This window comes from Arthrobacter sp. G.S.26 (assembly GCF_050847375.1).
GTDB lineage: Bacteria > Actinomycetota > Actinomycetes > Actinomycetales > Micrococcaceae > Arthrobacter.
In genome coordinates this window covers 369054-390021 of record NZ_CP193752.1, presented here as the reverse complement: position 1 = coordinate 390021, position 20968 = coordinate 369054, and the positions used below count along the sequence as shown (strand labels likewise).

21 protein-coding genes are annotated in these 20968 nt (G+C 65.7%); 9 read left to right on the top strand and 12 right to left on the bottom strand.

What is annotated here, in order from left to right:
• Positions 1 to 33: 33 nt before the first annotated feature.
• Both ACRB8A_RS01885 and ACRB8A_RS01880 read right to left on the bottom strand, forming a co-directional pair.
• Complete coding sequence (locus ACRB8A_RS01885) at positions 34 to 897, bottom strand: alpha/beta hydrolase fold domain-containing protein (RefSeq protein ID WP_432245459.1); 864 nt, start codon at positions 895 to 897, stop codon at positions 34 to 36.
• A gap of 318 nt (positions 898 to 1215) precedes the next feature.
• Positions 1216 to 1740, bottom strand: coding sequence for a barstar family protein (locus ACRB8A_RS01880; protein WP_432245458.1), 525 nt, complete (start codon positions 1738 to 1740; stop codon positions 1216 to 1218).
• Between the two features lie 19 nt (positions 1741 to 1759).
• On the opposite strand from ACRB8A_RS01880, the gene ACRB8A_RS01875 reads away from it, so the two are divergent.
• Positions 1760 to 2095, top strand: a complete 336-nt coding sequence (locus ACRB8A_RS01875; protein ID WP_432245457.1) for a hypothetical protein — start codon at positions 1760 to 1762, stop codon at positions 2093 to 2095.
• A gap of 491 nt (positions 2096 to 2586) precedes the next feature.
• Here ACRB8A_RS01875 and ACRB8A_RS01870 read toward each other — a convergent pair whose 3' ends face one another.
• Positions 2587 to 2916 carry a hypothetical protein gene (locus ACRB8A_RS01870; protein WP_432245456.1) on the bottom strand — a complete coding sequence of 110 codons (330 nt, stop codon included), beginning with the start codon at positions 2914 to 2916 and terminating at the stop codon, positions 2587 to 2589.
• Positions 2917 to 3107: 191 nt separating this feature from the next.
• On the opposite strand from ACRB8A_RS01870, the gene ACRB8A_RS01865 reads away from it, so the two are divergent.
• Together ACRB8A_RS01865 and ACRB8A_RS01860 are read left to right on the top strand one after the other, a co-directional pair.
• The gene (locus ACRB8A_RS01865; protein WP_432245455.1) at positions 3108 to 3623 is read left to right on the top strand and encodes a PadR family transcriptional regulator; all 516 of its coding nucleotides are present in this window, start codon (positions 3108 to 3110) and stop codon (positions 3621 to 3623) included.
• Positions 3620 to 4168 (top strand): hypothetical protein, encoded by a 549-nt coding sequence (locus tag ACRB8A_RS01860; RefSeq protein WP_432245454.1) that lies wholly within the window; start codon positions 3620 to 3622, stop codon positions 4166 to 4168. Before ACRB8A_RS01865 ends, ACRB8A_RS01860 begins: the two co-directional genes overlap by 4 nt.
• Positions 4169 to 4393: 225 nt before the next feature.
• Here the strand turns inward: ACRB8A_RS01860 and ACRB8A_RS01855 are convergent, their stop codons facing one another.
• The 8 genes from ACRB8A_RS01855 to ACRB8A_RS01820 form a co-directional block, all read right to left on the bottom strand.
• Positions 4394 to 5077 (bottom strand): hypothetical protein, encoded by a 684-nt coding sequence (locus ACRB8A_RS01855; protein WP_432245453.1) that lies wholly within the window; start codon positions 5075 to 5077, stop codon positions 4394 to 4396.
• Positions 5078 to 5092: 15 nt separating this feature from the next.
• The gene (locus tag ACRB8A_RS01850) at positions 5093 to 5746 is read right to left on the bottom strand and encodes a hypothetical protein (protein WP_432245452.1); all 654 of its coding nucleotides are present in this window, start codon (positions 5744 to 5746) and stop codon (positions 5093 to 5095) included.
• A complete protein-coding gene (locus ACRB8A_RS01845; protein WP_432245451.1) occupies positions 5736 to 6527 on the bottom strand; it encodes a TIGR04255 family protein in 792 nt (263 codons plus the stop codon). The genes ACRB8A_RS01850 and ACRB8A_RS01845 overlap by 11 nt, the downstream gene beginning before the upstream one ends.
• A 351-nt stretch (positions 6528 to 6878) precedes the next feature.
• Entirely contained in the window at positions 6879 to 7877 is a 999-nt protein-coding gene (locus ACRB8A_RS01840; RefSeq protein ID WP_432245450.1) for a bile acid:sodium symporter family protein, read from the bottom strand.
• Positions 7878 to 7997: 120 nt separating this feature from the next.
• Entirely contained in the window at positions 7998 to 9503 is a 1506-nt protein-coding gene (locus ACRB8A_RS01835; RefSeq protein WP_432245449.1) for a family 43 glycosylhydrolase, read from the bottom strand.
• A complete protein-coding gene (locus tag ACRB8A_RS01830) occupies positions 9500 to 10453 on the bottom strand; it encodes an alpha/beta hydrolase fold domain-containing protein (RefSeq protein WP_432245448.1) in 954 nt (317 codons plus the stop codon). Before ACRB8A_RS01830 ends, ACRB8A_RS01835 begins: the two co-directional genes overlap by 4 nt.
• A complete protein-coding gene (locus ACRB8A_RS01825) occupies positions 10450 to 11466 on the bottom strand; it encodes an alpha/beta hydrolase fold domain-containing protein (protein WP_432245447.1) in 1017 nt (338 codons plus the stop codon). The genes ACRB8A_RS01830 and ACRB8A_RS01825 overlap by 4 nt, the downstream gene beginning before the upstream one ends.
• A gap of 175 nt (positions 11467 to 11641) precedes the next feature.
• Positions 11642 to 14080 carry a beta-glucosidase family protein gene (locus tag ACRB8A_RS01820; RefSeq protein ID WP_082484586.1) on the bottom strand — a complete coding sequence of 813 codons (2439 nt, stop codon included), beginning with the start codon at positions 14078 to 14080 and terminating at the stop codon, positions 11642 to 11644.
• 133 nt (positions 14081 to 14213) lie between these two features.
• Between ACRB8A_RS01820 and ACRB8A_RS01815 the strand changes: the two genes are divergently transcribed.
• The 5 genes from ACRB8A_RS01815 (at position 14214) to ACRB8A_RS01795 (ending at position 18287) form a co-directional block, all read left to right on the top strand.
• Positions 14214 to 15044: an IclR family transcriptional regulator gene (locus ACRB8A_RS01815; RefSeq protein ID WP_082178172.1), complete on the top strand. Its 831-nt coding sequence runs from the start codon at positions 14214 to 14216 to the stop codon at positions 15042 to 15044.
• A 22-nt stretch (positions 15045 to 15066) separates the two neighbouring features.
• The gene (locus tag ACRB8A_RS01810; protein ID WP_432245446.1) at positions 15067 to 15561 is read left to right on the top strand and encodes a hypothetical protein; all 495 of its coding nucleotides are present in this window, start codon (positions 15067 to 15069) and stop codon (positions 15559 to 15561) included.
• A gap of 246 nt (positions 15562 to 15807) precedes the next feature.
• Positions 15808 to 16212, top strand: coding sequence for a VOC family protein (locus ACRB8A_RS01805; protein ID WP_285241100.1), 405 nt, complete (start codon positions 15808 to 15810; stop codon positions 16210 to 16212).
• On the top strand, positions 16209 to 16511 hold the full coding sequence (locus ACRB8A_RS01800) for a winged helix-turn-helix transcriptional regulator (RefSeq protein ID WP_056601540.1): 303 nt from the start codon (positions 16209 to 16211) through the stop codon (positions 16509 to 16511). The genes ACRB8A_RS01805 and ACRB8A_RS01800 overlap by 4 nt, the downstream gene beginning before the upstream one ends.
• A gap of 432 nt (positions 16512 to 16943) precedes the next feature.
• Positions 16944 to 18287, top strand: coding sequence for an MFS transporter (locus ACRB8A_RS01795; protein WP_432245445.1), 1344 nt, complete (start codon positions 16944 to 16946; stop codon positions 18285 to 18287).
• Between the two features lie 68 nt (positions 18288 to 18355).
• Here ACRB8A_RS01795 and ACRB8A_RS01790 read toward each other — a convergent pair whose 3' ends face one another.
• On the bottom strand, positions 18356 to 19579 hold the full coding sequence (locus tag ACRB8A_RS01790) for an ROK family protein (protein WP_056601547.1): 1224 nt from the start codon (positions 19577 to 19579) through the stop codon (positions 18356 to 18358).
• A 177-nt stretch (positions 19580 to 19756) separates the two neighbouring features.
• Here ACRB8A_RS01790 and ACRB8A_RS01785 point away from each other — a divergent pair, with 177 nt between their 5' ends.
• Positions 19757 to 20965 (top strand): ABC transporter substrate-binding protein, encoded by a 1209-nt coding sequence (locus tag ACRB8A_RS01785; protein ID WP_432246005.1) that lies wholly within the window; start codon positions 19757 to 19759, stop codon positions 20963 to 20965.
• Positions 20966 to 20968 lie beyond the last annotated feature (3 nt).

Below are 20968 nucleotides of genomic sequence, written 5' to 3'. Positions count from 1 at the left end.
GGTGTGGCCGGGCGGGTCGCCGGCCGTGCTGGTTCAGTGGTGGGTCGCCTGGCGGCGGAAAAAGTCAACGGTGGCGGCGGTGGCCTGGGCGGCTGCGGCGGTGGATCCGTCCGGGCCGCCCCACATGTGGTCGGCCCCGTCGATCAGGAGGAGTTCGACGGCGGCGCCCGCGGCTTCCAGCGCTTCGGCGAGGCTGGCGGACTGGGCGGCCGGAACGAACCTGTCGGCGGTTCCGTGGGCCAGGAAAAACGGCGGGGCGTCGCGATGGACGTAGCTGAGCGGGCTGGCTGCAGCGGCTTTCTCCGGCGCGTCGGCGGGTTGGGCGCCGAGCAGGAGCGCCTCGCGGGAGCCTGGATCGTCGGCACTGGCCACGGCGTCAGGCAGGGCCTGGCTGCCCATCTTCACCAAATCGGTGGGTGGGTACCACGCGGCGACGGCAGCGACCCGCGCTTCGTCCGCAGTGTTGCCGCCGGGAGTGAGCCCCACGAGGCTCGCCAGGTGCCCGCCGGCGGAGTCACCCCAGGCGTAGATCCGGTCCGGGTCCACACCATAGGCGGCGGCGTTGGTCCGCAGCCAGCGGACGGCGGCTTTGGCGTCCTGCAGCTGGGCGGGGAAGACGGCGGTCCCGCTGAGGCGGTAGTCCGCGGAGGCCACCACAAAACCGGCCGCCACCAGGGCGCCGATCGGGTTGATGCCGGTGCCGTCCACTGACGGGCCCAGGGAGGACCGTTCGCCGGTCCGCCAGCCGCCACCGTGGAAGTGGACGATGGCAGGGCTGCTGCCGCCGATCTGCGCCTCCGCCGGAAGGTGAAGGTCCAGCAGCAGCGGCGCCGCCCCCTCGGGACGGGCAAACTCGAGGCCCTTTATGACCCGGCCTGCCGTCGTCGTCGACTCCATGTGTGTACCGCGCCGTCCTGTCCTGCGGGCCCTGTGTTGCGGGCCACGTCCTGACTCAACTTTGCGGCATCAGCGCCTTGCCGGCGCCCGTTGGTTTCACTCAATGAAAGAGGTTGTCCGGACCGGGCCTTTACGGTTGGGTAAAGGCCCTGCCCCCGGCCCCGGCCATCGGGTGGCGGCCAAACATTTTCTCCTGTCACCTAAAAAGGGTGCGAGCCTCTAATCACTCTGGTTCCGCCCCCGATGTGGCTTTTAGCAGTAAATGGCGGCGTTTTCACCGCGCTGTTTGGCGCATCGGGCAGCCCGCGAGGGGATCCTTTACCGGGCGCTCAAGGATTCACGGTGATTCCAAGAAACGGGGGTGCCCCCAACCGGAGGTATGCGCAGTTCGGGGTCCTCTGTTTTGATGAGACACATCATTCGGTGTCCGAATAGGGCGGCGTAGGTCGCCTGTTTGGCGAAAATGTCTAGGAGGAGATGGGCGCTTACCGGATCTTGATCCGCGAAGGTTTCATACCCGTCAAGCACCAGAACCAGTCCGGTGTCGGCTGCGTCCCATCCGTACGATTGCACAGCAACATCACTGAGGCAGTCGTTGAGCGCATCGAGATTCGAGCCGTAGTATTCGGGGAAATCAAGAACCTGGCCGATGTCTCGGTGGAGATCTGCCTGTGACCGCCACGCAGCAGAGTCAACCCGAACCACTTTGTAGCTATGGTTGCGTAGCCACGAAATCGTCTCGCTGAGGACCTCCTGTCGATGAAACAGTGTGATGAATCCGTTCTGGATTAGGAGGAAGTCCAGCGGGTCGTTCAGCTCGTCGGCCGTGTCCCAGATTGCCATGAATGGAACTCTATTCGTTGTGGCATCCGGATTCCGGTGGCCGGGGGCCCGGCTTCTTGCCACGCGCCCGAAGACCATCCTTCACTGGGCGCGACAGCACTATGATGCAGTCATCCAGGAAGCAAGGCTAGGAGAAATCATGTTCCCCAAAAAAGGCCAGACATGGACTTACCGCGATCGCGGAAGAACGCACAGCTTGGTTAGCCTATTTGTCTTAATCGCCATCATTGCCACAGGAATCTTCCTTCTGATAAGTCAAGGTAACTGGACAGTGTTGATCATTGGATTGATCATGATCCCCGCACTTGGACTGTTCTATTTCAGCAACGAGAAGGAACACCGGGACAACCCCTAATAGCGGGCGGAGGGTGCCCAGCATGCGTGATTGGTTCAAATGCGGCACCAAGGTCCGGCTGTGCGGCGTAGGCTCGGGCCCATGCGTACTGTGCGAGCAGATCCGGATGATTCCGTCGGAGGCAGCGATTCATCTCCGGTCTTTAGAGTGCGTCTCTGGTTTCCACCGCCGGCCGTGAATTTCTCATGGCTCGTGGATGAATGGGACGTCGCGGACGCCGGAGAGGTCACTGACGTTATCGAGTGGGCAACAAGTAAGGCCGGAGGAAATCCCTTCGAGGTTTTCCTTCGCTGGGAGGATCACCATACGTCCAAAGAGGATCAACTAGAGCCATAGTCCCGGTATGCACTTGATCTACGGGAAGCCTGCAGTCGAAGACGCGACCACTGAGACCATCATCCTTGAGTCTAAGTAGCCCCGGTCTGGGACGCTGCCGCGTCCGGTGAAGGATCCTCAACCGGGCAGCTCACGGTGGCCCTGAAAAGGTTGGCTTACGAAGTAACGCTCATAATCAAGAATGGTTCTGCCGAGGCAGAGCATTCCTCTGCTACCTGTGACGACTGGGTGTGTCCGCCCCCGAAAGAGACGGAATCTCCGACTGCAATTTGTTCCCCTGTCGGAAGCTTCACGCCTTCCTTGGTCGGGGTGGACTCCGTCGGAAAGATCAGTACGGTCTGGGTGCCGTCATCCATTTTTCCAACTAGGCACCCCTTGGAATCACGATCTAGCTTTCCCTGAAGTAGGGCTTGCTGTTCCGACTCTTGTTCCGGCCCCTCGTAGATGGCTGCTTTACGTCCCGGATCAGCGGAATCGATGGTCACTGGCGTGTCCGGCGTCGTGCTTGGTAGCGCTACGCAGGCGCTCAAGCATGAGATGGAAACTAACGAAACGATAAGAACTTTGTCTCTTGCCTTCACGATCTGTCCCCCAAATTTCGACGTACTCCAATCTATCCGTTGAGGTGATGACAGCGTGGCTGCTCATTCCCGATTGAAGACAACCGCAAGTACATATGCTGCGTAGTTGGACGCCCGGCAAGGGATCCTTCACCGGACGCCGGCACCGTTGTAGGCGTGAGGCTAAAGATTTCGGACGAAGCGGGTTGCGGGAGATATCAACAGGTAGGCAAGTCATTGACTTAAGGAAGGTATCTTCCTATTCTTTCAGCATGCCGCGACGAAAAGCAGGGATGCTACTTCCTTTGGAACTTCGCGTCCTGGAAATCGCTAAGAAAGCCGAGTTAGACCGCAAACCCATGTACGGATTTGCGCTTGCGAGTGCTCTGTCTGGAGATGGTGGAAAGTCACTGACGGGCCATGGCACCCTCTACAAGGCACTGGCGCGCATGGCCGACGCCGGCCTACTGGAAACCGAGTGGGAAGATCCTGAGATTGCAGAGACTGAACGTCGGCCGCGCCGACGCCACTACCGCATTTCATCCAAGGGAGTCGCCGCTCTCCACGCTTCCCACCCCGCTCCGGCCACGGCACCGCGCCCGATAACTACCCTGCGCCCGGTTCAGCCATGACCGCTCTATACGACATCCCGACTTCGAGAACCATGTCGGCAGTCCTCCGGTGGGTCGACTTCTACACAAGCTTCGTTCCGGCGAACGTGGCGCATGAAAGACGTCAAGAACTTCTCTCTGATATCTACGAGCAGCTAGCGGACGGACAGCAGCGGGCACTCTCACCAGGAGCAATTAACCGGGCAATAGCTAGTCGTGCGCTCCGGGGCCTGCCCGCGGACCTCATCTGGAGCAGGAAGCACCAACGAAAGGGCAAGAAGATGAACGCATCACCGGCTACACCCCAACCCTCCAACGCGCCCGTGACTATTCGTCTCAGCAGCCTTGTCTGGGTAGCCTTGGCACTTCTGGCGCTGTTCGGCGTCGCTACCTCAATCACTGAGTTTGTTGAATATGGCGGTAACCGCTTTGGCTACGTCCCCTGGCCAGGGGCCGGGAACATCAACACCACCGTCGTCCAGCTGGTTTGCAGTGCAGGACTTCTAATCCCCGCCACAGTCATCACAGTCAAGAGGCTGGTCCACCACAACGCCTGCCAAGCCTGAAAAGCTGGTCCACCACAACGCCCGCCGAGCCTAAAAGGCTTCTATCCGCCCCCATAGCGCTGATGTCAGCTGGGATGTCGCTGCCGCGCGCCCTGTGAGGGATCCTTCAGCGGGCGCTCAAATCCCGTACGCAGTAAGCCGCGTCCCCGCAGCCATCATCATTGTCCTGCCAACGGCTGATCCGTCAGACGCGTTCTACGGGAGCAACAATGTCACAGACAAAACTCAACCTCTGAGTCCCCGCAGGTTGGCGGTCATGGCCCGTCGTATCGCAGCCCTGGTCTGGGGGTCTCTGAGCTGTTGCTGTCTCGTCAGCGCCGTTCCCGGGCTGACATCTCTTATCCACTCATGGAACTTTGCTTCAGCGTTGGACCCACGTTCGGCGCACCACTCTGCCGCTAGATCAGCCTCTTCGAACTCGCCGGTTGTTTGTATGTTGTACGTCATTGTTGGGACGACAACGCGGCTGTTGTGGTGCACCCACCGTTGAAGTAGCAGATTTACCCCCAGCTGGGAGAGCACGGCCGCCCGCCTGTTTATATCCAAGTCTGCCCGTTTAGCTAACAGTAGTTCAGTGAAACTCGCGGCAAACGGCCTGTTGTCCGCAAAAAGATTGGGTAGAGGCATTTGGCGCACCGGTGCCTTCGCCCAGTCGGTGCGGATGCCCTGAACCTGGGAGACGCGCGCACAGAGAATGGGATCGACCAGATCAACCCCGCCAACTCTGAGGGCACATGGATGCTGCAGCACGATGAAGGCATCTGTCTCCGCGGCCTCGTCACCTCCTGGGCTCCAATGCGGAGCAAACACGTCCCCAGTGAATACGGGGCGGTTAACATCAACGTCATCGCCTTGAGCGTAGTAGAGGGCGTCGACGCTACTGGGGGTTTCAAGCTGGGGAGAACTCACCGGCTGATTATCTCCTCAACTCATATGTCGTGGGCGGATGGACAGCTCTCCATCTTCCGCCACAAATGTCTCAAAATTGTCATCCACGTGCGTTTGTCGCCAATCGGCGTCGAACTTATCTAGGACAACAGTTGAATCAACCTCGTGGTGACTGGCCCAATCCAGAAGCAATTCAACGCTGCCAGCGACATATAGATCAATCGGAGTGACGGCTACACCGTCCACGATGGGCATCTCAAACCAGGAAGCAGGGTCCGATATAAGGTATTCGTCAGTAACCATCTGAAGGACAGCCAGCAGTTGAGTGAGCCGTGCCCGGTTATCCCCCGTAATACGCTCGCCGCGACGCCATTTCTGGATCGCGGGAACGCTGACCCCGACCATGCGAGCAATGTCTCGCCAGGCGAATCCCAGTTCCGACAGATGTGCTAGGAGATCCGCCGGCGATTTCCGGCCCCAGTCATTCCGTGAAAGTGAAAGTGCATAGTCCCGGGTTCTATGGTGGAGGCTCGTCGAGGTTGAATGGAGATCCCCCGCCTGGGCACGAATCACGGCGGCATCGCCATTCAGTTCGCGAACGCTCTTGCTCGTACTGGACGTTTCATCGATGGATGGGAGGAATGATTTTCCGCCTGTCGATGACAACGCCGGAACAACGCTAGCCGTCATTGCGAAGCACCTCATTTCTTAGTTTTTCTGAGATCAATGATTCAAAAACGTCCTTGATCGGGCTGTGTAGCCGGTCGCACACCCGCAGAATGTCTTCGACATCAAATTCGGGGATTACGCCGGTCGGTGGAGTCCACGCACCATCAATGTCTATGAGGAAGAATGCTCCCCCGAACACTCCGGGCCGTACAAGGTTCGGGGAACTACCTACAGCTTGGCCTACTAATGGACCATAGCGCAGCGTCAGAGAGTCGCCCGGCGTCCCGGACTCGAATACGGTGACTCCCTGCTGCTGCACTATTGAAAGTCCCGGCAGAGACGCAGGAACTCCTGGCCCGAGGAGCTTGGGTGATACCCAGTCTTCCCAGGAAATGCTGCCATCTTCGGGTGCGCGTATCTCGTCGACGTATCGAAGACCTACCCTCTCGATGGCATCCAGAGAATCCACGCCATGCCGAGCCGTTGCTGCAGTCTCTAGCAGGGAGCGAAAGCTCTCATAACTCTTGTACTTTGTCGTTTCGACAACCACCGCATCCGGACGAAAAGTGACAGCCGTCTGCTGATCCCGCGAGACAAATTTAGGGACAGATGCGACTTCCTGAGTTCCAGTTTGTATATTCAAGGTCACCGAGTCTTCCCGGCGCTGGATCGGCGTAACGGAAGATAGCGCCTTTTTGATGGCGCTCAGGGCTGGCACTGTCAGCGGTTCGGAGGCTGGATGCCTCAGCTCCACCAAGGCGAGAGCAAGCGGTGAACGTGGGTAGACCTCATTGGAAGACACTTTCCAACCATACTGGAATCGAAACTGAAAATACAACCAGTTTAGAAGTATGGAGTAGACCGGATTGAGACCGGCGACGGCTGGCTGTGTACGCCCGTTAGTCGGTCCTCCACCGGCCGCCGCGAAGCCCCAAATACCGCTCATCAAAATCCGCGCCATTCTTACGGAAACAGGATTCCCATAAGACCCGCCCGCAAAACTGCCCGGTGAGGGTACCTTAAACGCTACACACAACAACATGCTCATCGGCTGGGCCCGCGCCTCTACCAGCACCCAGTACCTGTCACCCCTACCCCGTCCGTCCCGCAGCGTCGGCACCGCCGGCGCAGGCCGCCGTCGTCCGTTGTTTGGTCAGGCCTGCGGGTCCGGCAGCGGACGCCGCGCCAGCCAGGCAGCCACAACAGCGCCGGAAACGTTGTGCCACAGCGAGAAGACGGCGGATGGCAGGGCGGCCAGGGCCCCGAAATGGGCGGTGGCAAGCGTGGCGGCGAGGCCGGAGTTCTGCATTCCCACCTCGAACGCCAGGGCGCGGCGGGCCCGCGCATCGAGCCTGCCCACCTTGCCGGCGAGGTAGCCCAGCCCCAGTCCGAAGCCGTTATGCAGCACCACAGCAAGGAACACGATCCCGCCCGCGGCCACGATCTTGTCCGCGCTGCCCGCCACCACAATGGCAACAATCAGTGAAATTACGACGGCGGACGCCCAGGGCAGTGCGGGGAGGACCTTCGCCACGGCTTTCCTGAGCAGCAACCGGGCCAGCAGCCCGGCGACCACCGGCAGCAGCACCGTCTTCAGGATATCCAGGACCATGCTGCCGGCATCGATCTGGAGGTAGGAGCCGGCCAGGAACAAGACCAGCAGCGGGGTGACGATCGGGGCGATGAGGGTGGACACCGACGCCACGGCCACCGAAAGCGCCACATCGCCCTTGGCGAGGAAAGCCATCACATTCGAGGCGGTGCCGGACGGTGCGCAGCCCACCAGGATCAGGCCCACCGCCAGTTCGGGGCTCAGGTTCAGGGCCGTGGCAATCAGCCAGCCGGCACCCGGCATGATCACGTAGTGGGCCACGATCCCCAGCGCCACGGCCCAGGGGCGGCGGATCACCGCAGCGAAGTCCGGCGGCGTCAGGGTGAGGCCCATGCAGAACATGATGATGCCCAGCAGGTACGGGACACTGGGCGCCATGGGCTTGAAGGCCCCCGGGGCAAAAAAACCGGCCAGGCCGGCGGCCACCACCAGGAGCGGGAACACGGTGACCGCGATCCTGGCGATTTTGGCTTCGGCCGCCAACGCGGGGTTCAGGGGTCCCTCTTCGGGTCGGGACGGGGATTTAGTTGCCTCAAGCATCAAATTATGGTGCCACTGCCGGGCACCGGCCGCCAGTTCGTGACAGCATCCGGTCACGAAGCACGCCACCGGCTGCCTGCAGGCAGGCAGCCGGCACCCCGCCGGCTGCAGGCCAGTGGATCAGGTTCCGGGCGCAGCAGCCGCGGACAGATACTCGAACCGGTCAAGAACCGCCGGCCCGCCCAGCGCGGACACACCAATGACCCTGCCCGTGAAGCCGCCGGCCACCTCGGTGGAAAGATAGCGGCCATCCAGCCTGGCCAGCTCGGTGAGGTGTCCTGCCTGCCGGAAGCCGAGGACCACTTCGTCGGGTCCGACGTTTTGGCCGGGCTGCCCGGCCCGGGCGGGCGGCGCGGAGCTTATCTCCAACTGCAGGGCTTCACCCGGGTGGGGGACCGCCGTCGCGAGTTCCTGCGTGAGGGGCCCGATCCGGGCGACGGCCTGCACCAGGCCCTGCCCCAGCCGGACCGCGTACCAGTGCCTGCTGTCGATCCGCAGCACCAGTTCGGCGCCGGCATCAACGGCACGGAACGCGGCGCGGCAGGTCCAGTCCGCATCCCGGAGGCGGGTTGCCAGCAGTCGCGGGCTGTCCGGCCCGCCGGCAGCCAACTCCAGGCCGCCGTCCGCCGCCGGGCGGGATGTGAACGCTGCCGGTTCGTCGCCCGGTGATACCCAGCGCGGGTGCAGTTCCGGTGCGGCGAAGTCCTCCACAAACGAATGGTCCGACGCCGGAACCTGGTAGCCGGCCTGGTCGAAACCGGGCCAACCGTCCTGCCAGGTGACGCCGGAAAGGAACGTTTCCCGGCCCAGGACGTGGTATCCCGGGCTGGCCCCGCCGGTCCGGACGCCCAGGTAGACCGCAGCCCAGGTCCCGTCCGGCTTTTGCACAAGGTCCGCATGCCCGGTGTTCTGCACCGGGGTGTCAAGGCTGCGGTGGCTCAGGATGGGGTTGCCGGGACAGGCTTCGAACGGCCCGGCAGGTGAGGTGCTGCGGCTGATGGACACCGCGTGGCCCCGCTCGGTGCCGCCTTCGGCCAGCATCAGGTACCACCAGTCCCCCACCTGGTAGAGGTGCGGACCTTCGGGGAACGCCAGTCCGGTGCCCTGCCAGACCTTCCGGGGAGCTTCGAGCAGGTGCCCGCCGGCAGTGTCGAGACGGGCCTGGACGATGCCCGACGCTTCGGGACCCGGGCCAAAACCCACCCAGGTGAGGTAGCAGTTTCCGGCCTGGTCCCAGGCGATGTCCGGGTCGATCCCCAGCGTCCCGGCGATCTGGACAGGCTCGCTCCAGGGCCCTGCCGGGTCTGTGGCACGGAACAGCAGGTGGCCGCCGCCGAAGTCACTCATGTTTGTGGTGATGAACCAGAACTGCCCGTTGTGGTGGCGGAGCGTTGAACCGAAGATCCCGCCGGACCCACTGCGGTCACCCGCGGCGAACTGGGTGCGGCGGGTCAGGATGTTGCCCACCTGCTCCCACGCCACGAGGTCGCGGCTGTGGAAGACAGGCGCCCCGGGAAAGTATTCGAAGCTTGAGGAGGCCAGGTAGTAGTCCCCGCCCACCCGGCAGACGGTGGGGTCGGGAAAGAACCCCGGGATCACAGGGGTTCTGGCGGCGGACGGGCTCACGCTGCGCCCGCCAGGGCCAGTTCCGCAGCCAGGAAATCCAGCGCCGGTCTGCCTTCGGGGAGACCTGCCGCATGGTTGAGGTGGCCATGGACGGCGCCGCGGGCCAGGAAATAGGACACCGGAACGCCTGCCTGTTCCAAGGCGGCGGCAAACACCTCGGCGGAACCGCGGGCATCGTCAAACTCGCAGGCCAGCAGCGCAGTGGGTGGAAGTCCCGTGGGGTCCGCGTAGCCGGGCATCGCGTAGGACGGTGCCATGCTCACCGGTCCGCCCACGTAGTTCTCGGCGGTCCGGATGCAGTCCTCCAGGGTGAACCGCAGTTGGCGCGGCAGCCCGGCCATCACGTCCGCGGCCAGCCCGCCGGCCGGGGCGGGCAGGTCCGGATGCAGGAACGGGTACGCGAGCAGGAGCTTGGCGGGCAGCGGTTTGCCTGCATCCACCAGGTACAGCGCAGCCCCAACCGCCAGGTTGCCACCGGCGCCGGCACCGCCCAGGCACAGAAGCTCCGGGGCCAGGCCCAGGCTTTCGGCGTTCCGGCGCGCCCAGAACCAGCCGGCCAGCGCGTCATCATGCGGGACGGGGAAGCACACACCATCGCGTGCCAGCCGGTAATCCACTGACAGCACCGGGGTGCCGGCCGCCGCTAAAACCCGGGCGAGGTAGTCGGATTCCGGCATGTCCACGGTGCCGCTGACGAACCCGCCGCCGTGCAGCCACACCAGCCCGGCGGCGCCGGAGCCGGCAGGATGGCCGTAGATCCGGATGTTGACGGGGCCGTGCCTGCCTTCGGCGGTGACTGTGCGGATGGGGACGTCCGGCCCGGCCGGCCGCAGCGCGCCGGAGTCCAGGACCAGGGGCCCGGCCGGCGAGGCCAGGTATTGGGCGAAGCCTGCATCGGGCGCCGGGCCGGTGTCAGTCTCCGGTTGGCGCGACGGCTCAGGCACCGTCACTGCCGGCCGAGCTTCCGGGAGAAGTAGGACACCGCGTTGGCCAGGATGGCGTCCAACTGGTCCTCGGCGCCGAAGAAGCAGTGGTCACCACCCTGGACCGTGACCACCTCGTGCTCCACCCCGGCGCCGGCGAGCGCAGCCGCCAGGAGGTCCGTCTGGGAATGCGGCACCAGGCCGTCACTGTCGCCGTGGACCAACAGGAACGGCGCTGCATCCGCGGTCACGTAGCTGACCGGGCTGGCAGCGGCCAGCAGTGCCGGGTCGGCGGAGCCGCCCACCAGCATCTGTTCGGGCTGCAGGGACATGCCCGGCGGCACGGCAGCGGTCAGGGCCGCCGGGAACATTCCGGCCGGCATGTTCATGGGCGGGATGTCCACCAGCGAGGAGACGCCGTAAAAATCGACGACGGCGTGCACGGCGCTTGAGTGCCCCTGCGCACCAAGGCCGCCGTGCAGGTCCTCCCGGTCGCCGGTGAGGCCCAGCAGCGCCACCAGGTGCCCACCGGCGGATTCGCCCCAGGCGCCGAACCGGCCGGGATCCACCCCCAGGTCCCCGGCGAAGGCGCGGAGGTACCGGACGGCGGCTTTGAGGTCGTGGAGCTGGGCAGGGAACGGTGCTTCGAGGCTGTGCCGGTAGTCCACCGTGGCGCAGGCAAGGCCTGCCTCGTTGAGCAGCCGGAACACCGAGTCCGGGGCGAACGTGGGCGGCAGTTCCCGCCGGTCCCCCAGTTGGAAGGCGCCGCCGTGCACCCACAGCACCAGCGGTACAGGGCCGGTGGCGTGCCGGGGCAGCCAGATGTCCATTTTCAGGGACCGGAAGCCGAGGATGCGGGCGTAGGTCACTTCGCTGTGCACCGCGGAAACGTCCGACACCTCCACCGGGATTCCGGGGGCGTCAAAGACGGGGAACGGCGGGACCGGGGCCCCGCCGGGGCGGGCCGGGTCATTCAGGGCCGGGTCATTCAAGGACGGGTCATTCAAGGACGGCTGGACAGCCGTGTCGCTGTGCGTCATGGGGTGCTCCTTGCGGGTGCTGTGGTCCGGTTGCCGCCGGCGGCGGCAACGAAAGGCTGGGTGCCGGGTCTAAAACCAGGGCGAGGCGCCGGGGCGGGCGCGGCACGGTGCTTCGTGCAACGCCACGCAGCGCGGGCGGGCGGGTCATGCGATGGTCCCCGTCCCAGTGGGCGGGTCATGCGATGGCCCCGTCCCAGTGGGCGGCCAGAGGTCCGGCCAGGGCGCCGGCGGCCTGACCGGCGTCGGAGGCCGGGGCCAGCTGGAACAGGGTCGGTTCCAGCACCCAGCCCGTTTCCTCGTCCCAGTACTCGAAACTCCGGACGGGCAGGAGCACCTCAAGGTCGGCCGATTCCCCGGCGGCGAGCTGAACGGTCCCGAAACCGGCCAGCCAGAACGCCGGCCGGTCAACCTCGGAGCCGGGCGCCGAGGCGTAAACCTGCGCCACGTATTTGCCGGCCCTGGTGCCGGTGTTCTTAACGGTGAGGACAGCGGAAACACCGGCGCCCGCGTGCCGCAGCGAAAAGGCGGACACGGCGAACGTGGTGTAGGACAGCCCATGGCCGAACCAGTACGCGGGGGCTGGCTCCTGCCGGGCCCAGCCGCGATGGCCCAGGTGCACTCCTTCCGTATAAGCCAGTTCGCCGTCCCGGGGGGCGGTAGTGGTGACGGGCGCGTCCGCCAGCAGCGCGGGCCAGGTGGTGGGCAGGTGCCCGCCGGGCTCCACTGCGCCCAGCAGAACATCCGCCAGGGCGTTGCCCATTTCCATGCCCGGGAACCAGACCAGCAGCACCGCCGCCGCGTCATGGCGCCAGGGCATTTCCACCGGGGCGCCCGCATTTACCACCACCACGGTGCGCGGATTGGCTGCGATCACCGCGGCCACCAATTCATCCTGGGCGCCGGGAAGCCGGAGGGAGGTCCTGTCGAAGCCCTCACTTTCCACGGCGCCGGAAGTCCCCACCATCACCACGGCCACCTCAGCCTCCCGGGCGGCCTGCACGGCGGCGGCAATTTCCGCGTCCTGCGAGAGGCGGGGCTCGGCCACACCCAGCCCCACGCGGAACAGCATAAAGTCGCCGGCCCAGGTGAAGCGGAGGGCCACGTGGATGGCCGTGCCCGCCGTCAGTTCAACGGGGCCGCTGACGTCAGGGGCGCCAATGAGCACCTCCTCGAGGTTGCCGGCACGGTCCCTGGAATCGGCGGTGGCTACGGGAACGCCGTCCACCGTCACCTCGCCCAGGCCGATCCCCTTGTAGCCGAGTTGCCAGCTCCCGGACAGGTGCGGGGTGAACAGGGTGGAAAGTTCGACGGCGGCCGCCCCGGCGGGGACGCCGGTCCGGCCCCGCGTCAGCGTGGTCAGCCGGCCTGCCTGCGTTTCCAGGACGGCACCGGCAGCGTCCAGCCAGCGCAGCTGCACGGGTGCGCCATCAAAGGTGCACTCACCGGGCCGGGGTTCGCGGAGGCCATCGGCGAGCCAGGCACCCTGCGTGGTGGTGACCCGGACGCCTTCGCCCAGCGCGTTCCGGAGCCCTGCCGCGGGTGGAACCGTGTAGTCGGGATACACCGAGGCGCTGCCGCCGCCCTGCGTGCGGGGGTCCAGTGCTGCCGGCCCGATCAGTGCGATCGAGGTGGGCCCTGCCGGCCGCAAGGGCAGCATGCCGTCCCGGTTCTCCAGCAGGACCGTCCCTGCAGCGGCGGTCGCCCGGGCCAGCGGACCGGCGTCGGACGGGTTAATCGCTTGGTTCCGGCCGGCGGTGACCCTGCGGCCCAGCGTCAGCAGGCGGCGGATTTTCCGGTCGATCTCCGCCTCCGCGACCTGCCCGCCCCGGACGGCCTCAACCAGCGCCGCACCCCACAGCTTCTCCGGTCCGGGCATGGCCAGGTCCGTGGCCGCAAGCGCCGATCCGGTGGTGGAATACACGGCGTGCCAGTCGGAGACCACGGCACCGTCGAAGCCCCACTCCCCCTTCAGCGGCTCCGCCACCAGCGCGTTCTCGGTCATGGGCGCACCGTTGACGCCGTTGTACGCGGCCATGACCATCCACGGCCGCGCGTTCCGGACCACATTTTCGAACGGCGCCAGGTAGGCCTCGCGAAGGGTTCGGGCCGCGAGCACGTTGTTCACTTTCGTCCGGTCAGTTTCGGCCTCGTTGGCTACAAAATGCTTCGGGCAGGCACCGATCCCCAGGGACTGGATGCCGGTCACGTACGCGGCGGCCAGGTCGCCGGTCAGCAGCGGATCCTCCGAATAGCACTCGAAGTTGCGGCCGGCCAGGGGTGAACGGTGCAGGTTGATGGTGGGGCCCAGGACCACATCCACCTCCGCGCGGCGGGCTTCGGCGGCGAGCTGGCGTCCGATGCGCTCCAGGAGGTTCCGGTCCCACGACGCCGCCAGCCCGGTTCCGGACGGGAAGTTGGCCGAGCCGTGCTGTTCGTTCTCCCTGTGCCCGCGCACGCCCACGGGACCGTCCGACACGATCACCCGCGGCAGTCCCAGCCGGGCGTCCGCGCGGGTGGACCAGAGCCCGTCGCCGCTGATCAGCGCAACCTTGTCTTCAAGCGGCAGCGTGGAAAGGGCGTGTTCGACGTCGGCGTCGAGACTGGTGGCGGTCATGCGGCAGGCTCCTGGGCGTGGGGTGCTGGGAGTTCCAGCTTCCGTTCCCGCAGCATCTTCACCACAGGGAGCTTTCATTGGTTGGAATAGTATTGTGGGACAGCTCACGTATCCCCCAGCATCGAAGGCGGCCATGGCAGTCCCTCCGGATTCAGACGCTCCTCCCGCCCGCGGCAAGCGGCCCAAGCAGGGCGAACCGGTGGTGGACCGCGCCCTGAGCCTGCTCGCTGTCTTTTCGGACCGGCGCCGGGCGCTGACACTGTCGGAGCTGGCGCGCCACGCGGACATGCCGGCCCCCACAGCGCTGCGGCTGATCGCCCGCCTGGTGGCGTGGGGCGCGCTGGAGAGGCTCGACGACGGCCGGTACGTTGTGGGGGTCAGGCTTTGGGAAGTGGCATCCCTGTCGCCGCGGGGGCACGGGGTACGCGAAATCGCTTTGCCTTACCTGGAGGACCTTTTTGAGGTCACCCGGCACCACGTGCTGCTGGCAGTGCGGGACAACGAACAGGCGGTGCTGATCGAGCGGCTGTCCGGAAAGGATGCTACCGAGGTGGCCTACCGGGTTGGCGGGCGGGCCCCGCTGCGGACCACGGCCATCGGGCTGGTGCTGCTGGCCGGCGCTGACCAGCAGTTCCAGGAAACCATGCTGCGCAAACCACCTGAACTCGAACCCGGCGTGGCGGTTATGCCGGAGGGGCAGGTTCGCCGGACATTGTCCGACGTGCGCCGGACGGGCATTGCCATGATCCGCCGGACCTTGCCGTCCACCACGGTGTCGGTGGCCTCGCCGGTCTTCGACGCCCAAGGCACCGTGGTGGCGGCGCTGTCCATTGTGGTGCCGGACGGTGCCACACCCCCGAACGTCCTGGCCCCGGCGGTGCGCGCGGCAGCCAGGGCCGTCTCCAGGAACCTGGGTTACAAGGCGGAAGCCAGCGCAGACGTGCGGACCCATTCGGAAGGCTGAAGCCCGGCACTAGGCTAGGGGCATGACGTGGGGGGACGTGCCGGGGCCGGCGAAAGAGCAGGTGGTCCTGCAGGCGCCTGCCTTCATCAAGGGCTGGCTGATCACCACCACTCTGTGGGTGGGCCTGTTGGCCACCATCATCGCCATATCCCACGTGGTCACAGCCTTCCGCTCCGGGACCGACGCGTGGACAGGCTGGGGAGTCGTGCCGCTGGCGCTCTTTTACGGTTATGGGACCGCCCTTTTGGCGGGCGCTCCGCTCGCGTGGGTATTGGCCTTCCTGCTCCGTCCCGTGCGGCGCCAGTGGATCCATGTCGGTGCATTTTTTGCCGCGCCCACCCTGGTCTTTTGGGGGCTGGGCGGGTTGCTGGGACTGGGCTGGCACCCGGGGTTGCTGGGTTTGTGGGCAACCGTGGGGGCTGCCGCTGCCGTGGGCCGGTGGGCGATCCGGGGGAATATATCCACGAGCAGCGCGTGGGCCGCGCGGGAGCAGTACCCGGAGATCCCCGCGCGCTGAGAGCACGCCCCGGAACCGTTGCGTTGCCTATAGGTGCGCCCGGGAAATATGGCGGGACTCGACCCTGCTCACCGTGCGCGGAGGGACAAAAGCGGAGGTTCGCCTTTTCTCCTCCGATCCGTCAGCGGAGGGCAGCTTCCGCGGCCAGGGCTGATAGTTGCCGACGGCTGCCCGGCTGCTACGGTTGCAAGTTGCAAAGTGCGGCTGGGTCTTGACGCCATACTTGCAAAATGCAAGTATGGCGTCATGAGCCTTTTCATCACCTGCCCGGTTGAGAACGTCGAGCGCTCCACAGCCTTTTATACCGCCCTTGGCTGGAACCTCAACACCGAGATGTCAGACCACAATGTGTCCTGCTTCGCGATCGCGCCCGAGCAGTACGTCATGCTCGGCAGCCGCGAGATGTACGCGAGCGTCGGTGGCGCTGAAGAGCTGGTCGGCGGGCCGGACACCCCCTCGAAGGTCACCGTCTCCTTCGACCTCGGCAGCCGGGAGGCAGTGGACGGGCTCATCGAACGCGCCCGCGCCGCCGGCGGGCGGATCGGCGACACCGACGACTACCCCTTCATGTACCAGCGCCAGTTCGACGACCCCGACGGCTACCACTATTCGCCGTTTTGGATGAAGCCGGACGTCGATCCGACCGCGTGAGCGACCTCGCCGCGGCCCTCGACGTCGTCGGAGCGCGGTGGGCCCTGCTTATCGTGGAGCGGCTGCTCGACGGGCCGCAGCGCTACGGCGATCTGCAGCGCGACCTGGGAGTGCCAACCAACATGCTTGCGACCCGCCTGCGTGAGCTCGAGGCCGCCGGCCTATTATCCCGCCTACCCCTTCGGCACAACACGCGGGCCTACGCGTTGACCGATAAGGGCCTCACCCTGCGCGAGGCGATCAACGCACTGGAACGCTGGGGCGGCGAGCAGCGGGCTCGGAGCGCCCCGAAAACCTGAGGCCTTCAGGCAACGGGTACATCGCTTTGTGACTGGGCGGCAAGTCGGATAAGCCCATCGGCCTACAGGTGCGCGCCTGATCGCCGCCACGTGAACAGTCACGGCTAACGGGGGCGGGTGGATTCGCCTCGGCCTTAAGGCGGGGCCAAGTCGTCCTGCACGCATGGGCATTTGCTGTTCCCGGCCCGAAGGCTTCGCGTGACGTGCCGGAGCGCCGCCCACTGCCAGGAGCCACCCCCTTGACGTAGTGGCCCACTTCACATTAGATTGTTCAACAACCTCAGATTGTTCAACAACCTGACCAGCACTGCCCGGCAGTCGTACTCCGCCGGGAACGCCCCACCGCTGCCCCTCGGCACTCCCCGGCCCGCGGCGCAGGCACCCTTCCCGCCCCGGCGGTCCGCAGCAACGCATCCACCCTGGAGGACACCCATGGCCACCAACCCAGCCCCGGCGCCTGAGACCACAGCCCCCGTGGTGCGCCGCAAGGATATGTACAAAGCCTTCGCCGCCAGCCTTACGGGCACCGCGCTTGAATTCTACGATTTCGCCGTCTACTCGGCAGCGGCCGCCATCGTTTTCCCGCTCATCTTCTTTCCCGCCGCAGATCCCCTTACGGGCACCCTCCTCGCTTTCTCCACCTACGCCGTGGGCTACATTTCCCGGCCCGTCGGCGGCATCATCTTCGGCCGCCTGGGTGACGAGATCGGCCGGAAAAAGGTCCTGGTCATCACACTGATGCTGATCGGCGTGGTCACGTTCCTGATCGGCCTGCTGCCCGCCTACGGCACCATCGGCATCGCCGCACCGATCGCACTGGTGCTGCTCCGCTTCGCCCAGGGAGTCGGCGTGGGCGGCGAATGGGGCAGCGCCGTGCTGCTGTCCAGCGAATTCGGTGATCCCCGTCGTCGTGGTTTCTGGGCCTCCGCCGCCCAGATCGGCCCGCCCGCCGGCAACCTGATGGCCAACGGCGCCCTGGCGGTACTGACGTTGATGCTGTCCGAGGAAGCTTTCGTGGATTACGGCTGGCGGATTGCGTTCCTGGTCTCCGCAGTTTTGGTGGCCTTCGGACTCTGGATCCGGCTGCGGCTGGAAGACACCCCCGTTTTCAAGGCCCTCGAAGCCCGCGGCGAAAAGCCCAACGCCCCCATAAAGGAAGTCCTCCGCACCCAGCGCCGGCCCCTCGCCGCAGCCATCCTCAGCCGCATCGGCCCGGACGTGCTCTACGCCCTGTGCACCGTTTTCACACTCACCTACGGCATCCAGAAGCTCGGCTTCGACCGCGGCCAGGTTTTGGTGGCCGTCCTGATCGGATCGGCCGTCCAGCTCTTCACCATGCCCCTGGCCGGCGCGGTCTCAGACCGGATCAACCGTCGCCTCGTCTACGGCATCGCCGCGGTGGGCGCCTCCGTCTGGGCCTTCGTCTTTTTCATAGCCCTTGAGGGAAAGTCCGCTACGGTCCTGATCATCGGCACCGTGCTGGGCCTGGTGTTCCACTCCTTTATGTACGGCCCGCAGGCCGCGTTCGTGGTGGAACAGTTCAGCCCGCGCCTCCGCTCCACCGGCAGCTCGCTGGCGTACACCTTTGCCGGAATCATCGGCGGCGCCGTGGCGCCATTTATGTTCACCCTCCTGATGGGCGCCTACAACAGCTGGCTGCCCGTGGCCATCTACCTGACGGTGGCCTGTGTCCTCACCATGGTGGGCCTGGCCCTGGGCCGGAACTCAAACGTCGCCGAAGATGAGGAATACCTTCAGGAATCAGCGCACGCCTAAGCCCAGGCGGCACGTCAACACGAAGTCCGGCGGCCGGAACATTGCGTTCCGGCCGCCGGCGCGTCCTCCTAGTTCATCGCACCGGGCGGCCGGGCGGAAGCGACCGGGCGCCCCAATCGCAGGACGTCACTGCGGGCCGCTTCGAGGGCTGCGTGCACGGCCCCGGTGGCCACGGACGTGGCGCCGAGCGCGGACAGCAGCAGCTCCGGGGCTGGCAGGTTGATTTCCCCGGGGAGCAAGTCCTGCGCCACGGCCAGCACCTCATCCAGACCCTCCACCACCGCCCCGGCCACAATCACCCGCTCCGGGTCGTACAGGCTGCCAAAAACGCCGGTTACCCGGGCGAGGAGCGCTCCCGCGCGCTCCACCAGGGCCCGCGTCCAGGCATCCCCGGATCGGGCAAGGTCCAGGACCATCCGGCCCGTAAGGTCCGCGGCCGCCACCGGCGCCAGGGGATGTCCGGGCGGAAGATCGCCGGCCGCCTTGGCTTCGCGGACCCAGTCGGCCAGCTGCAGGCCGATCCCCACCACCGACTCAACCCCAAAAACGTAGTCGAAGGCCATCATCTCGCCCACACCGCCGTGCTTGCCCTTCAGCAGGCGGCCATCCACCACTACTCCCGCGCCCAGCCGGTCCCCGGCGAGCAACACCACAAAATGCCGCAGCCCTACGGCCGCCCCCACGCTGCCCTCGGCGATGGCGGCCAGCGATGCGTCGTTCTCGATCCGGACAATGGGCACCCACTCCTCCAGCAGCTGCTGCAGGCCGGGATTCATCCGCTGCCAGAAGCCGCCCTCCTGGCGCGGCGATGCGCCAACGGCATCCACCGGCGCCGGGACGCCGACGCCGGCCGCAAGGACCTCGTTGCGTTCCCGGCCGGCCTCGAGCAGGGCCGCATCGATGGCGGACACCACGGCTACCCGCCGTTCCGCGGCGCCGCTGTCAACGTCAAGCCGGACGGTCTGCCGTGCCAGGGGGTTTCCCGAAAGGTCGGCGATGGTGGTGGTGAGGTGGGTCCGGCCCGCGTCCAGGCCCACCACCACGGCAGCCCCGGGGCGGAAGGCGAACCGCCGCGACGGCCTGCCCTTGCTGTATTCACCGGTGGCGCGGGCATTGGGAAGCTCCTCAAGGAGGCCAAGGCTGATTAGCCCGTCCAACGCCTCGATGGCTGTGGAACGCGTCAGTCCCGTGGCCGCCATCGCGTCCGTACTCACGAAGGCTTCCGCCGCCCACACAAAATTCAGCATTGCCTGCAGGCTGGCGCGCGGGGCGGCAATTCCTGTGTCCGTCATCACTGCCAATCCTTGACCGCGTCGGTTCTGTACTGCATCATTGTCGCAGGACAGTTGATTCGCAAGCTAAATCTAATAGCCGAAACAACACCTGAGCCGACACCGGCCCCCGAAAGGATCCTCCCCGTGCCCCGACGCCGTAGCGCAAAAATCCTCGCCCCACTCCTGGGCGTCCTGATGCTCGGAACAGGCCTCTCCGCCTGCAGCAGCGCGGACGCCCCGGAAACCGTGAGGTTCCACCTCTCCAAACCCGAGGCAATCCCGTACTTCCGCGAACTCATCAAGGAGTACAACGCCGCCAACGACGACGTCGAGATCGTCCTCGATTCGTCCTCCAACCTGCAGGCAGGCTTCCTCCGGGGAAACCCGCCGGATCTGGGCCTGCTGAACTACAACATGGAAATGGCCCGCTTTATGGAGCGGGGCGCCCTCAGCGACCTCAGCGACATGCCCGAAGCAGGCCGGATCCTCCCCGAAGTCCAGGACCTGGTGACCCAGTACGCCTCCTACCCCGGCCGGACCAGCGTGCTGCCGTACTCCGTGATGGCGGCATCGGTGATCTACAACAAGCAGATCTTCAAGGAACAGGGCATCGAAGTCCCCACCACGTACGCGGAGCTTACGGCTGCCTGCGAGAAGCTCAAGGCCGCCGGCATCACCCCCTTCTATGGAACGTTCAAGGACCCCTGGACCGCGGCGCAGGGCTGGTTCGACTACACCGTAGGCGGCGAAGTGGACGTGGCGGACTTCTACAAGGCCATGAACGAACTGGGCACGGAGGTTGGGCCGGACAGCCCTGCCTCCTTCCAGAAGGACTTCAAGGAGCCGGTCGGCCGCATGAAGCAACTGATCGACAACTACACAAACGCCGACGCCGCCAGCAAGGGGTACGGCGACGGCAACCTGGCGTTCGCCAAGGGTGAGTCGGCCATGTACCTGCAGGGCCCGTGGGCTTTCGGTGAGATCGCCAAGACCGCCCCGTCCCTGGAGCTGGGCACGTTCCCGCTGCCCATGACGGAAAACCCGGAGGACCTGGAGGTGCGGGTCAACATCGACCTCGCCGCCTGGATCCCCGAGGCATCCAGGCACAAGGATGCAGCCCGGAAATTCCTCAGCTACCTGTTCCGGCAGGACGTGATGGACAAATACAACGCTGCCCAACTGGGCTACGGCACCACCACCGACGCTGCACCGGCCACGGACCCCCGCATAACCGGAATGAGGGACTATTTCGAGGCCGGGGACTTCTACCAGGGACCCTCCAAGGCCATCCCGCTCACCATTCCCACCGAGAACTACATCCAGGGAATCGCCCTTGGCGGCGATGCCACCCAAGCCCTGAGCACCCTGGACGCGGACTGGGCGCGCCTGGCGCTCCGCCGCTGACGG